Here is a 13,761-nt window from a genome sequence, read left to right as displayed (position 1 = left end):
GTCGGTCAGCGATAGGCGATCTGCGCCTTTTTGCGCAGTTCATCCAGGTATTTCTTGCTGTTTTCGTTTTCCGGGCCGGCGTCCTTGCCGCCCTTGGACTTGTCGAGATCTTCCTGGCGGAAGACCATTTCGGCGGCCTGGTCGTCGGAGACCTGCCGCTGGCTGCAGATTGCCAGGTATTCGACGCCCTTGTCGGTGACGCGGGTCCCTGTTGTGTTGCCCTTGGCCTGCTCCACCAACGGCTTCCAATCCGGCGGGATCTCGGGGGCGAGCATGCGGCCGAGATCGCGCACGGAAACGTCACGCATCGTCGCGGCAAACACCTTTGCCTGGTCGCAACCCGGAAATTTCGAGCGCGACGCCTCGGCCTCGCCCTTGCGCTTGCCGGTGATGGCCCCGCGCTTGGCTTGCGGAATGACGAAGATGATCTGCTGCAGCATATATTCCGTCGTCACCGGCTTCTGCTTGTTGTTCTGCATCATGCGCGAGACGAGATCATAGTTCGACAGCCGCGACGTCGAGCCGTAGCGGGCGTTGACCACACGCGGCCAGCTCATCTGCACGGCGATGAAACCCTTGAAATGGTCGACGCCGACACCGGCGCGATCGAGGATCTGCGACATCTGCTCGGGGGAAAGCTTGTTGCCGCTCGAAAAGCGCGCGAAAGACGCATCGACGTCCTGCTGCGAAACCGACATATGAACGCGGGCGACCTCCTGCCGCTTGAGCGCCTCGTCGATCAATTGCTCCTCAGCAGCCTTGGCATCGGCCTTCGTATGCTGCAGGCGCAGGAAGGCCTGGCGCTTGGCGACATCGCCGCTGGTGATGGCGGTGCCGTTCACCACGGCCTTGACTTCACTTCCCGCAAGCGCTGGACCGGCAAGGCCTGTCAGCAATGCAAGCGCTGCCCCGGCGAGGAACTTGGTTATGGCCTTTTTCGCGTCAATCATCTGATGACCTCCCGATAGCGCCGCGAGACGTTGTTCGCGGCGTTCTTACCACAGTGCGAGACACGCGGAAATCGCTTCCATCACGGCGCGAAACCCCTATGCCTCAGATACCGACTGGCGGCAATGTCCTGCACAGGCTTACGGCGAAAGAATGGCTTCAGGCCATGTTTCCGCCGGCCGTCCGTCAGTTGAGGCCATCCGAGCTGTCTCCAGAATAGCCGACCTTGATGTCGCCGAGCGTGCGGAAGGTCAGCCGCGCGCCGATCGTCCAGTCGCTTGCCGACTCGTCGTCGGAATCCCTGCTGTCGGTATAGGCGATCGTGAAGATCGTGCATTCGTCCTCATAGGACAGGCCAAGCGTCCGGCGGCTAATCACATCATTGTTCAGATCCCAGGCGATGCCGCCGAAAATCGACCAGTAATCCTTGAACTTGATTTTGCTGCTGGTCTGGATCTCGTCATTGTCCTCGTCGAAGCCATATGCCGGCTGGGCGCTGAGATGGGTGAAGGTCACCTGCGAAGAGAAGGTGTCGTTCTGGTAGGCCGTCGTCAGGTCGCCGCGGCGGAAATCGAAATCCTTCTCGTCGAGGCGGTAGGAGGCGGTCACGGAAACGCCGTACGGTGTCTCGATGCCACCGAGGCCGACATAGTCGGAGCGAGTGGTTTCAAGGCCGGAATCGGCGCCGACATTGACGAGGTCATCGGTCGCAAACGAGTTCTGACCGGCGATCTGGTACGATTGGCCGAAAATGCCGTGCAGCTTGTAGCCGCTGTCGAAGCTACCGGTGTACTGGATGCCGACATTGGCGCGTGTACCGCCTTCGACGCGGTCGTAGCCCGAGAATTTGTCGCGGTCGAACAGTGAGGTAGCGTCGAAGACGAAGCTCTGCGCATCCTCGTTCGGCAGGCGGCCTGCGAGTTGCTCGTCGGGCCGGGCATAGATCTGTGCGATCGGCTCGAGGACATGAGTGCTATTGTCAGTCGTCATCAGGATCGGATAACGCATCTCCAGCCCGGCCGTGACCATCGAGCGGGTGGCGGCATTGCCGTCGTCGTAGTTGCCGGCGTAACCTGTGGGATCGTCCATGTTCAGCGCGAAGGCGTCGCCGCGCGCGGCCAGCAGCGGCGTGATCACCAGGCCGGTCGGCGTGACGTAGGTGCGCTTCCACTGCAGCTCGGCAGTCAGCCGCGAGGTCTGACCCTTCAGGCCGCGGAAGCGGTCGAAGCCGTCGACGGTATAGAAGTCGTCATGGGTGCGCGAAATATTCGTCAGGTTGACATCAGCCGAAAGCTCGCCGCCTGCCAGCGGCTGCGGCGCCACATAGTGATAGTCGAGCGACGGATAGACGATCGCCTGCTGTTTTTCCGCAGTGTTCTTCCGGTCGGCATCCTGGACGTCGAAATAGAACGCACGCATGTCGAAATAATTGCGTTTCCCAAGTCCCGTCAGGTAGATCTGGTTGGTACGATCGGTGCTGGTCAGGCCGCGCAGCTTGTAGGTGCGAGAGAAGTTGTTGTCGCTCTGCATCATGACGTCCCAGCCGAACGTCCAGCGCGGATTGATGCGGAATTCGGCCTTCGATGCCACCATGCCACGCTGGCCGGCTTCGGCATCGCTGGTGCCGGAGCTGAAATTGTCCGGCTTTGCCTGGTCTATACCGGCGACGCGCAGGATATGCGTGCCATTTTCGAAGCGCTGGCGGAATTCGCCTTCGACGAGGAAGCCTTGGGCGGTGTAGCCGGTGGCGGTGACCGTCGCGTCCATGCTCGGCGAGATCACATAATAATAAGGAACGGAAAGTCCGAAGCCAAGATTCTGCGACAGGCTCATCGTCGGGAAGAGAAAGCCCGACTTGCGCTTCACCGTATTGTCGGGAACTTCCATGACCGGCACGAAGGCGATCGGATAGCCGAGCAGCTCGAAGCGCGCTCTCTCCAGGCGGATCGTGTGGGTCACGCCGTTCTGGATCACACGCTTGGCCTTGACCTGCCAGAAGGGTGCGCGCTTCGGATCTTCGGCGCAAGGAAGGCAGGCCGTGTAGACGCCCTTGTTGAGAATCATCTGCGTGCCGCCGACGCGCTCGCCGGTTTCGGCGACGATACGGGTATTGTCGGCAGTTTCGATGCGCAGCGAGTTCATGAACCCGTCAGCGAAATTGTCGGTCACGTCAAGGTTGTCGGCATAGATGCGGTTGCCGTCGGGGCTGACCAGCTCGATATTGCCGATCGCCGTCATCCGGCCGGTCTTCTGATTGTACTCGACCTTCTGCGCGACCATCTTGTAGCCGGCATAATTGATCTGCACGCCGCCGACCGCCGACACCAGATCGGCGTCACGGTTATAGACGAGTTCATTGGCCGAAAGCAGAAGCTTGGCCTCTGCAGGAATCTTCTTCTCGATCGTTTGTTCGGGCGCGCTGACCTGGCCGTATGAGACCGGGACACTGCCGAAATAGGAACATAGAGTCGCGCCGACGAGCAGGGCAACCAGCTGTTTACTAAAATACTTGCGGTCGCCTACCGCCACTAGCCGTCCTCCTGATGAAGCAGAATAGTCGCACCCAAGGCCAGCGCGACGACCACCGGTATCCACGTCGCCACGAAGGGAGGCACGACTCCACTGCTTCCGAATGCCTTTACAAGCACGGTGATGACATAAAGCATGAAGCCCGAAAGGATGCCACCCAGAATCACGGAGCGGGATTGGTTGAACCGGCTAAATTTTAGGGACACTGTTGCAGCAATGAGAGTCATGGCCACCAGCAGCAATGGCTGGGACAACAGGGAGTTGAATTGCGTCTCCAACGCCTTGGTTGAGATGCCGAAGGATTTGGCCGCCGCAATCCGGTTGGAAAGGTCAAAGAAACCAATTGTTTCCGGCGCTGTCAGCCGCTCCTGGACGAAATCCTGTTTCAGATTGGTGCGAAGTTGAACCGAAGCTTTACGCACCGGGATTTCGCCAGGCTGGCGCTCGACAACATTGTTAAGTTGCCAGTAACCATCTTCCAATTTTGCCGTGGCCGCGTCCTGTCTCAGAATGACCTGACCCCTTGAATCGAAATGGATCAGCACGGCGTCGATCAGCTTGGTTCCGTTATCCTGGACCGTCTGGGCGCCGATGATGACATCGTCCCGGCCACTGATCTGGCGCAGCCACGGAATCTGCGGGGCTTTGCGCAGAACTGCGTTCTCGCCGCGCCAGTCGGATTCGACCAGCAGTGCCTGGCGCTGTCCCCAGGCCGCAAGCGGGTTGAGCGCCGCCATCGTCAACAGGCCGAGCGCCAGCGAGCCGGCGATGAAGGGGAACATGAACTGCCAGACCGAAATCCCGGCTGCGCGCGTCACGACGAGCTCATATTTGCGGTTGAGGCCGATCAGCACCGTCATGCCGACGAACAGCGCGATGAACGGCACCGTCTGCTGCAGGATGAGCGGCAGGCGCACGGCGGTCATCAGCACGCCGCCGCTGATCGTGTAGCCGGGCAGACCGGACATGCGGCCTGCCGTCTCGCTGAAATCGAGGAGGAAAGAAATCGCCGAGACGCCGATCAGGAACCAGCCCGTCGTTACTAGGTAGCGGCGAAAGAAATAACGCGACAATGTCCCGAACATCATTGGGCAGTGCCCCCGCCGGTCCTGCCGGTCGCGGCAAGCAGCCTTTCCTGCATCTGTCTCCAGAAAGACGAAATCCGGTCCCGAATGAACGAAGGCATGACCAGTCGTTTGTGCAGGCCGAGGAAGACGATCGAGACGATGCTGCTGACGATCGGTATGGCATAGAGGACGGCGATATATTCAGGGTCGGTGTCGATCTGATTGGCCGCGTAGAAGGCCGCCCATCGCATCGCGAAGGCATAGGCGAGAGCGCTCACCATCGGATGAAGCCGCGCTTCGCGGTGCGAGCGCGCATCGCCGGCGATCGCCAGTGAAAACAGGGCAAAGACGACGGGCAGGATCCAGTCCGTCAGCCGGCGGTGCAGTTCGGCGCGGTAGCTTTGCGGCCGGATCGTATAGTCCTTGTCGGCCGGATCTGGATTGAACAGGAACCACAGGTCACGGTCGCTGGCGCGCAACGTCGCCTGACCGCGACTCTCCGTCATGTCCGAGAGGTCGAAGGAATAGGAATCGAAATTGATGACCGAGACGTTGCCATCGGGTGTTTTGCGGTGCACTTCGCCTTCATGCATGATCAGGGTCGTGCCCGTATCGTCGACGGCGCCTTCCTTCGCATAATAGATCAGTTCGTAGGCCGGATCGCGCTCGTCGGCGACGAAAAGGCCCTTCAGCATGCGGCCGGCCATCCGCTGCGAGATCTGCACATAGAGGCCTTCATCAAGCTTGCGGAAGGTCTTTTCTTCGATCACCGAAGAGAGGAGATCAGCATAGGTCTCGGCGATCATCTGGCGCACGACGGTTTTTGCGCGCGGCTCGACAACGTTGTCGACGAAGAAGGAAAAGACGCTGATGACGGCGGCAAGCAGCAGGATCGGGCGGATCAACACGCTGCGCCGCGCCCCGGCCGCGTCGATGACGGTCAGCTCGGAATCGTTGTTCATCGTCGTCAGCGTCTGGGTGATCGCGATAACGAGGGCGAAGGGCAGCACGACGGGAATGATCGACGGCAGGATCATCGTTGCGAGCTTGGCGAACGAGCCGATCGACTGGCCGCTGTCGGTAACCAGATTGATGCGCTGCAGAACCTGAGTCGTCCAAATGATCGCCAGAACGGGCAGGAGCGCCACGAGAAACATCTGGCCGACGCGCCGCAATATGTATGTCTCGAGTAGTTTCATGCCTGCCCTTGAAAGCACCTGCACGCCCAAACGGCTTTGCAGGAGAATCCCTCTACGCTCTTTGTCGCGCTTTTGCGACAAGCTGGTGTCAAAAATTCATTCAAATTTCAGAATTTTTTTGATGCTGTTGCGACTCAGTTAACGCCAGCAACGCGGCGAAGACGACAAGCGATGAAAGCCATCCAAGAACGACGTCGGAAAGATAGTGCGCGCCGAAGGATAGCCGCATCGCCGGGGTGAGGATCGAGATCGCCGCCACAGGCGCCGCCAGCGTATAACGCAGGGGCTTCGGAACGAAGAGCAGAAGGCAGAAGAGCCAGCCGGCGCTTGCTGCCTCGCCTGATATGAACGAACAGTTCGAAACGCATTTTCCGGCAAGCGAACCTGCCTCGGCGAAATGCAGCGCACCGCCGAAAATGTCCGTCTGTATCGGCCGCGGCCGGCCCCAATGCTCCTTCAGGATGACATTGACGAGCAGCACCGGCCCGATCAGCAGCGTTCCGAGCGCGACTTTGAGCTTCTGCGCCCGCTCGGCGTTAAAGGTTGCGCCATGCTGCTGATAGCATTCGACGAGTTTCCACAGCATCACGATCGCCACCACATAGGGCAAGCGGAAGAAGAGGGTGCGCAGCAGGTCGAAGGCCGCGACGTCGCGATAGGGAAAGCCGCCGCAGATGCTCCCGGCGGCGGCAGCCGCGTCGCAATCTGCGCCTACGAAAAAAAGCTGGGAAAAATAGATGTCTATTTCGGGGAAAGCCCGGAAGACGGCAAGCAGCGCCCACCACGTCCAAAACAGCAGCATGAATGCACCGAAAGTCGTTTTCGGCAGGTGGATTGCGAGGTCCCGCCATCGATTTTTCGAAAAAACTGTCAACGCGAATATCTACGAAACTGACGAAAACATGAGGGCCGTGATGGCCGCGGGCGACCATAACAATTGTCGCAAGCCATTGACAGACCCGCTAAACGCGAAATTATCCGCCAGGGACGGATTTCAAAGAATCCCAGCGGAGAAGACATGTCAGTAAAGATGGAAATTTCATTCTCGAAGTCGGCAAAGCTCAGTGGCGGCCTGGCGATCCTGTTGAAGACTGTGGAGGCCGACAGCGCTGCCGGTGCCGAAACAGTCGACCCGGCAGGCGTGATCGCCAAGGCTGCCAGGATCGCCCGATTCTCCGCGAAATCCATGGGCGGGCTCGATATTGTCGCCCCCGAAGGCGCGCCCGTCGATCGCATCGTCGTCATCGGGCTTGGCAAGGTCGCCGAACTCACCGCCCATGACTGGCTGAAGGCCGGCGGTGCCGCAGCATCGAGAATCAAGAATACCGATAAGGCCGCTGTCTTCATCGACGTGCCCGGGCTCGAGACGAGCGCCCGGGCGGCCGCCGATTTCGCGCTCGGCATGCTGCTGCGCGCCTATAGCTTCGATACCTACAAGACAAAGAAGGGCGACGAGGAGGAAAAACCGGCGAAATCCGTCAAGGTGACGATTGTCACAGCCGATCCGGGTGGTGCCAAGAAGACGTTTTCCGATTCCGAAGCGATCGCCGGTGGCGTCAATCTTGCCCGTGACCTCGTCAACGAACCACCGAACGTGCTCGGCCCCGTCGAGTTCGCCGCCAAGGCGAAGGAGCTGGAAAAGCTCGGCGTTGAAGTGGAAATCCTGACGGAGCGGGAGATGCGCCGTCTTGGGATGGGCGCTCTTCTCGGCGTCGCCCAGGGGTCCGTGCGCCCGCCGCGCCTGGCGGTCATGCAGTGGAAGGGCGGCAAGGGCAAGGATCGTCCCGTCGCTTTCATCGGCAAGGGTGTCGTCTTCGATACCGGCGGCATTTCGATCAAGCCGGCCGCCGGCATGGAGGACATGAAGGGCGATATGGGCGGTGCGGCAGCCGTCACCGGCCTCATGCATGTGCTCGCCTCCCGCAAGGCTGCCGTCAACGCGGTCGGCATCATCGGCCTGGTCGAGAACATGCCTGACGGTAACGCCCAGCGTCCAGGCGACATCGTCACGTCGATGTCCGGCCAGACGATCGAGGTGATCAACACCGATGCCGAKGGTCGCCTCGTGCTCTGCGATGCGCTCTGGTACTGCAACGACCGCTTCAAGCCGCAGTTCATGATTAATCTCGCCACGCTGACCGGGGCGATCGTCGTGGCGCTCGGCAATGTGCATGCCGGCCTGTTCTCCAATGACGACCAGCTTTCCGCCCAATTGACGGCAGCCGGCCTTTCGAGCAATGAGAAGCTTTGGCGCATGCCGCTCGGCAGGGACTACGACAAGCTGATCGACAGCAAGTTCGCCGATATGAAAAACACCGGCGGGCGACAGGCGGGCTCGATCACCGCCGCGCATTTCCTCAAGCGCTTCGTGCAGGAGACGCCTTGGGCGCATCTTGATATTGCCGGCACGGCGATGGGCTCGCCGCAGGATGAGATCAACCAATCCTGGGGTTCCGGCTTCGGCGTGCGACTGCTCGACGAGCTCGTTCGCGCCCATTATGAATCCTGATGACCGACGTTCTCTTCTATCATCTGACCGAAACCAGGCTGGAGGACGCGCTTCCGCCGCTCATCGACAAATGCGTCGAGCGCGGCTGGCGCGTTGCCGTCCAGACGCATGAGCCGGCGCGGCGTGACGCTCTCGATCAGCATCTTTGGACTTTCCGCGAGGAGAGCTTCCTGCCGCACGGCACCGACGAGGCAGATTTTGCCGAAAGCCAGYCGGTGCTTTTGACGGTGACATCAGGCAATGCCAATGCGGCGACCGTGCGTTTCATCGTCGACGGCGCCGAGCCGCCGCCGGCCGATGCCTATGAGCGAATCGTCTTCATGTTCGACGGTCACGACCAGGCGCAGCTGGAAGCCGCCCGTGCGCAATGGAAGAAACTGAAGGGCGAGGGGCATAACCTCACCTATTGGCAGCAGACGTCAGAGGGGCGGTGGGAGAAAAAGGCCTAAGCGGTTTACCGCGACACGACGCTGTAACACTTTGAATTGTTGCATGAAGTCGTCCACTTCCCTCTCACCGGCCGATGGAAGCCGTTACCCGTTCGACCCTTTGTCCTCGTCGAGGTTCGTCAGGATGTTGAGGGGGACGATCCCTCCCGCACCTTCCGACGGATTGAGCGCCTCCACTGCCAAAACCCGCTTTCCGCTCGGACTGACGAAAGCGAATGCCCACGCGCTGTCGGCAAAAGGGCTGACCGGCATTTCCGCCCAGCCGGCTTGATGGACAAGGCGTTCGGCATAATAAGCCTTGATGCTCTGCGGGTTGGTGGTGCTGTCGAGATTGCGCGCCAGGATACGCACGGATTTCTCTCCGAACCGCCCTTCCAGTTGGTCCAGCACCTTTTTGGTGGCCTGCCAATCCTGGGCCTGGGTCGCCGATCCGAAGGAATATTCCTCGGATCGGGAAACGCCCGGTGCATCAGGAGGCATGACGACCTGTTCGCCCGAACATGCTGCAAGGCCGAGAAGCGGCACCGCAAGGATGCCAATCTTCAACACGCGGAAAAATCGGCCCATGCGGCGGATTTTGTTGCTCATGAGCGGCTGCCCCCGAACATTATTGCCATAGGCCGGCAAATCTTGCCGGTTTCTATGACGTTATTGCGACCCTCAGTCGTGGAACGCGTCGACGAACTTCCGCTTGCCGAGCATGAAGGCGTCGGCGACGTGGCGTAGCGGCGCGAGGTCGACATCCGATTTGCCGGCCTTGATGATTTCGGCGAAGCGACGGTAGAGCGAGGGATATTCCTGCTCCGGCTCGGCGAATCTCAGCGCGCCGTCGATCAAAAGCTTGGCGCCGCCCTCGGCGAGCACCATCTGGCCGGCTGCCGTCTCCGCGACGATGTCCCAGCTTTGCTTGCCGGTCTGAAGCCAGTCGAATTCGGCGTGAACCGGCAGGCCATCGGCATTTCGGAAGTGAATGTCGGCCGCGATCGGCGCATCGCGATTCTCGGGAAATTCGAGCACGGCCTCGGTGATGAAGATCGGCCGCGGCAGGATATGGGTGACGATCGACAGCGCATTGATGCCGGGATCGAAAACGCCGAGGCCGCCGGCCTGCCAGATCCATTCCTGGTTCGGATGCCAGTGGCGGACATCCTCCTTCCAGATCACATGCACGCTTTTGATCGTTGTCGAGGCAAGAAACGCCTTGGCGGCCTCGACGCCCGGCGCATAGCGCGAATGCCAGCTGGCAAAGAGCGACGCCCCCTGCTTGCTCGCCAGTGCTTCGAGATCGGCCACTTCGCTCAGCGTGGCGCCGGGCGGCTTTTCCAGGAAGACGTGCTTGCCGGCGACGAGCGCCTTATAGGCTGCCTCGTAGCGGTATTGCGGCGGCATGCAGAGCGAAACGGCATCGATCGAGGGCTCGGCGTCGAGCATCGCTTCGATCGTCGTATAGCTCTTGACGCCTTCGACCGTGCCGTGGCGGCTTGCCGTGGCGACGAGCGCGAAATCCGGGTTCTTGGCGATGGAGGGAAGGTGCTGGTCGCGGACGATCTTGCCGACGCCGACGATGGCGAGATTGATAGGAGACATGGTGTTTCGCTCGAGCCTGTATGAAAAGTATGATTATTGACGCGTTTGTATCAGAAAGAGGCGTGCCGACAAGCTCTCCTCCTCCATTCTATGACATCCTATCGCATGATAGTTTGGCGAAGGAAGCTGTAACCCATCGCTGCGCGGGCGGCGCGCTCTTCGGAGTTGCCGTCGCCGCCATGCCCGCCGGAGCCGAATTCATGGAAGAGCGGCCGGTGTCCTTCTTCCTCCAGCCGCGCGGCAAAGCGGCGCGCATGCGAGGGATGCACACGGTCGTCATTGGCTGAGCTTTCGACATAGATCGGCGGATAGGTGACCTCGGTCGCCGGCCTGACATTGTGAAGCGGCGAATAGCCGAGCATGAAATCCCGGTCCACCGGCGTCTCCGGGTCGCCGTATTCGTCCATCCAGGCTTGCCCTGCGCTGAACAGGTGGAAGCGTGTCATATCGAGGACCGGCACCTGGCACCAGACAGCGCCGAAATCATTGGGATAGCGCGTCAGCATCACGCCGGTCAGCAGACCGCCATTGCTGCCGCCCTGGCAGGCGATCCGCGACGCCACGGTATAGCCGCGGGCGACGAGATCGCGGGCGATGGCGACGAAATCGGCAAACGCCCGGTCTCGCCCCTGCCGCTTGGCGCTGCGATACCAGTCGGGCCCGAATTCGCCGCCGCCGCGGATATAGGCCTGCACATAGGCGCCGCCTTGCTCCAGCCAGCGTCCTGTTACCCCGGAATAGTTCGGCGATAGCGAAACATCGAAGCCGCCATAGCCGTAAAGCAGTACCGGCAGCGCGCCCTTGGTCCACTGCTTCGGCAGGACCAGCCGGTAGGCAACCTTCGTTCCGTCCTCGGAAACAGCCTCCAGCAGTTCGGATGACATATCGGTCGCATCGAAATAGCTCGGCGCTGTGGCGACGAAAATCGGTTCGGCCTGCTTGCCGCGATCCGACAGCTCGAGGCGGTAACAGGCCGGAGGCTGCAGGAAGCCCTGGCCGACGATGTAGAGCGTATCGTCGCCAAGATGCAGATCCGCATGGAGCGGCCTGAAATGAGCCGTCTGCATGTCCGCCGGCAGTGCGATTTCGCGCTGCTCGGCGTCGGGCCTCGTCAGGTCCAGCACCACGAGACGCGGACGCAGCCGATCGGAGATGAGGAAGACGCACCACTCGCGCATCAGCATCATCTGCGAGACCGACTGGCCCTCGCCAGGCTGAAACAGGATCCGCTCCGGCCCAAGCAAAGCTGTCTCCGAGCGGGGATCGAAGCGCTGCAGCACGAGGCTGCCGGTCGCAACGCGCTCATCGGTCTTTGCCCGCCAAAGGCAATGATCATGATTGAACTGGAAATCGGCTTCCTTAGGCAGATCGATGCGCCCCTGCGTCCCGTCGTTGGCGATCAGGAAAGCGCTGGCGACGCCGATCTCGTGGGCGGCGACGAAAATGTCGATCAATCCATGATCCGCCGAAGCGCCTGATAGAGCAGGGTCGATGATGAGATTGAAGCCGTAGACGTCCTCATCTGCTGCTTCGAACATGACGGCAGCCTCTTCCGGTCGCTGACCGCGCTTCAATCGCCGCCCGACCCGTGGCCATCCGGAGCGGGTCGCCGAAAATCGGTCGATGGAACCGAAATAGCAGATTTCGTCGCGGCTCAGCCAAGTGGCATGCGATCGTGCAGCCGGCGTATCGAAGCCGCCCTCGACAACCTGTTTCCGCCCGGCGTCGAATTCGAGCAGGCGGAGAAGGTCGGAGCCGCCGTCCGAAAGTGTGAGCAGTACCTGTGTCGGTTCCCATGGGCAGGTGACGGCGCCGCGCCAGTTCCAGCGCTTGCCTTCGCGCACGCAGAAGGCATCGAGATCGAAGACCGGTTCCCAGCCGGCATCGGGCAAGGGCTGCTGATCCGCGGGCAGGCGGAGCCAGACGCCGAGCGGATTATCCTTGCTCTGCCGGAAATCGAACAGCCACCCGCCTCGGCGCATCGGGACAATCAGCCTGTCCTGCCGTTCGATCAATGCTTTTATCTCATCGCGATCCCTAGCGAATTCCGGTGTTCTCAGTGCCTTGTCGGAAAGCCCGTTATGCTCGTCGATGAATTGGCGGGTACGCGGATCGTCGTCCGTTTCGAGATGAAGGTTCATGTTCGGCCTGCCTGATTCCATTGACGTGGTGTATCTAGCCAATATTTCGCACAGTTAGGGCGAAAATAGTGCCGGCCGCGCAAGGCCGAGATGCTCGCGCAGTGTCGAGCCATCATATTGGGTGCGGAACAGGCCGCGTTCCTGCAGGATTGGCACGACCATCTGCGTGAAGTCTTCGAGCCCTTCGGGAAAAAACGGCGGCATGACGTTGAAGCCGTCGGCGGCGCGGCTTTCAAACCATTGCTGCATCCGGTCGGCGATCTCGACCGGCGTGCCAAGCACGATATGGTGGCCGCGGCCGGCGGCAACGCGCAGCGCCAACTGACGGATGGTCAGGTTCTCGCGCCTTGCAAGCGCGGTCAGCAATTCGGCACGGCTGCGCAACTGGTCGGAGATCGGAAGGTCCGGCAGAGGGCCATCGACATCGTAATCGGCAAGGCTGTGGCCGATGCGTTCTTCCAGAAGCGGCATGGCGCTTTTGATGTCAGTCCACTTGTCGAGTTCTGCAAGCTTGTCCGCGGCTTCCCTGGCGGTGCGGCCGATCACCGGCAGGAAGCCCGGCATGATGGCGACCTCGTCCGGCTGACGTCCGAAGCGCGCGACGCGCTCCTTGACGCTCTTGTAGAAGGCCTGCGCCTCTTCGAGGCTCTGCTGCGCGGTGAACACCACGTCGGCGGTGCGGGCGGCAAGATCCTGGCCGGGGCCGGATGAGCCGGCCTGGATCAGGATCGGATGGCCCTGCGGTGTGCGCGGAATGTTCAGCGGCCCCTTGACTGAGAAATACTTGCCCTTGTGATCGAGCACATGGAGCTTGGCAGGGTCGGCATAGACGCCGCTCTGCTTGTCCTTGACGAAGGCGTCGTCATCCCAGCTGTCCCACAGTCCGCGCACGACGTCGACGAATTCCTCGGCCACGGCGTAACGCTCATCGTGCTCCGGGTGCGCCTTGGAGAAATTGTTCGCCGTGCGGGCATAGGATGTCGTGACCACGTTCCAGGCGGCCCGGCCGTGGCTCAAGTGGTCAATCGAGGCGAAGGCGCGGGCAGTGTGATAGGGCTCCCCATAGGTCGTGGATGCGGTTGCCGCGAGGCCGATCTTGTCTGTCACCACGGCGAGCGCCGAAAGCAGCGTCAAAGGCTCGAAACGCGCGATCGTCGAGGGATGAGCATCGATGCCGCTGGTCAATCCGTCGGCCAGAAAGACCATGTCGAATTTCGCTGCTTCGGCGATCTGGGACACGCGTCTCAGCAAGTCGAAATTCTCGCTTCCCGCCTCGGCGTGAGGATGACGCCAGCCGGATACGTGGTGGCCGGCCCCTTGCAGAAACAGGCC

The 13,761-nt window shown here is 61.0% G+C and carries 11 protein-coding genes; 2 read left to right on the top strand and 9 right to left on the bottom strand.

Features of this window, described 5'->3' with window-relative positions:
- Window positions 1-5: 5 nt before the first annotated feature.
- The 5 genes from AC1D1Z_RS13145 to AC1D1Z_RS13125 all read right to left on the bottom strand — a co-directional run bounded on the left by AC1D1Z_RS13145 (window position 6) and on the right by AC1D1Z_RS13125 (window position 6,617).
- A complete protein-coding gene (locus AC1D1Z_RS13145) occupies window positions 6-950 on the bottom strand; it encodes a SurA N-terminal domain-containing protein (protein WP_047621535.1) in 945 nt (314 codons plus the stop codon).
- A 184-nt stretch (window positions 951-1,134) separates the two neighbouring features.
- The gene (locus AC1D1Z_RS13140; protein WP_168298059.1) at window positions 1,135-3,477 is read right to left on the bottom strand and encodes an LPS-assembly protein LptD; all 2,343 of its coding nucleotides are present in this window, start codon (window positions 3,475-3,477) and stop codon (window positions 1,135-1,137) included.
- Window positions 3,477-4,565, bottom strand: coding sequence for an LPS export ABC transporter permease LptG (gene lptG, locus AC1D1Z_RS13135; RefSeq protein ID WP_018241455.1), 1,089 nt, complete (start codon window positions 4,563-4,565; stop codon window positions 3,477-3,479). The genes AC1D1Z_RS13140 and lptG overlap by 1 nt, the downstream gene beginning before the upstream one ends.
- Window positions 4,562-5,743, bottom strand: a complete 1,182-nt coding sequence (gene lptF / locus AC1D1Z_RS13130; RefSeq protein ID WP_026188342.1) for an LPS export ABC transporter permease LptF — start codon at window positions 5,741-5,743, stop codon at window positions 4,562-4,564. Before lptF ends, lptG begins: the two co-directional genes overlap by 4 nt.
- Before the next feature lie 100 nt (window positions 5,744-5,843).
- Window positions 5,844-6,617 (bottom strand): phosphatase PAP2 family protein, encoded by a 774-nt coding sequence (locus AC1D1Z_RS13125; RefSeq protein WP_168298061.1) that lies wholly within the window; start codon window positions 6,615-6,617, stop codon window positions 5,844-5,846.
- Between the two features lie 144 nt (window positions 6,618-6,761).
- On the opposite strand from AC1D1Z_RS13125, the gene AC1D1Z_RS13120 reads away from it, so the two are divergent.
- Complete coding sequence (locus AC1D1Z_RS13120; RefSeq protein ID WP_477850769.1) at window positions 6,762-8,252, top strand: leucyl aminopeptidase; 1,491 nt, start codon at window positions 6,762-6,764, stop codon at window positions 8,250-8,252.
- Entirely contained in the window at window positions 8,252-8,701 is a 450-nt protein-coding gene (locus AC1D1Z_RS13115; protein ID WP_477850767.1) for a DNA polymerase III subunit chi, read from the top strand. The genes AC1D1Z_RS13120 and AC1D1Z_RS13115 overlap by 1 nt, the downstream gene beginning before the upstream one ends.
- 84 nt (window positions 8,702-8,785) lie before the next feature.
- Here the strand turns inward: AC1D1Z_RS13115 and AC1D1Z_RS13110 are convergent, their stop codons facing one another.
- The 4 genes from AC1D1Z_RS13110 to AC1D1Z_RS13095 form a co-directional block, all read right to left on the bottom strand.
- A complete protein-coding gene (locus AC1D1Z_RS13110) occupies window positions 8,786-9,289 on the bottom strand; it encodes a hypothetical protein (RefSeq protein ID WP_018241460.1) in 504 nt (167 codons plus the stop codon).
- A 72-nt stretch (window positions 9,290-9,361) separates the two neighbouring features.
- Window positions 9,362-10,288 (bottom strand): Gfo/Idh/MocA family protein, encoded by a 927-nt coding sequence (locus tag AC1D1Z_RS13105; RefSeq protein WP_018241461.1) that lies wholly within the window; start codon window positions 10,286-10,288, stop codon window positions 9,362-9,364.
- 98 nt (window positions 10,289-10,386) lie between these two features.
- Window positions 10,387-12,429, bottom strand: coding sequence for a prolyl oligopeptidase family serine peptidase (locus AC1D1Z_RS13100; RefSeq protein ID WP_168298067.1), 2,043 nt, complete (start codon window positions 12,427-12,429; stop codon window positions 10,387-10,389).
- A gap of 54 nt (window positions 12,430-12,483) precedes the next feature.
- The coding region (locus AC1D1Z_RS13095) for an LLM class flavin-dependent oxidoreductase (protein WP_477850764.1) at window positions 12,484-13,761 on the bottom strand (1,278 nt) is incomplete at its 5' end.

Source organism: Rhizobium sp. P1_E1, assembly GCF_056406015.1.
Note: the sequence above shows the minus strand (reverse complement) of the source record. Positions and strands in the feature narration are given on the sequence as shown.

Excerpts from the sequence above, each read along its gene's own strand:
- AC1D1Z_RS13145 (WP_047621535.1), bottom strand. The coding sequence starts at position 950 with ATGATTGACGCGAAAAAGGCCATAACCAAGTTCCTCGCCGGGGCAGCG.
- lptG (WP_018241455.1), bottom strand. The coding sequence starts at position 4,565 with ATGATGTTCGGGACATTGTCGCGTTATTTCTTTCGCCGCTACCTAGTA.
- lptF (WP_026188342.1), bottom strand. The coding sequence starts at position 5,743 with ATGAAACTACTCGAGACATACATATTGCGGCGCGTCGGCCAGATGTTT.
- AC1D1Z_RS13110 (WP_018241460.1), bottom strand. The coding sequence starts at position 9,289 with ATGAGCAACAAAATCCGCCGCATGGGCCGATTTTTCCGCGTGTTGAAG.
- AC1D1Z_RS13105 (WP_018241461.1), bottom strand. The coding sequence starts at position 10,288 with ATGTCTCCTATCAATCTCGCCATCGTCGGCGTCGGCAAGATCGTCCGC.
- AC1D1Z_RS13100 (WP_168298067.1), bottom strand. The coding sequence starts at position 12,429 with ATGAACCTTCATCTCGAAACGGACGACGATCCGCGTACCCGCCAATTC.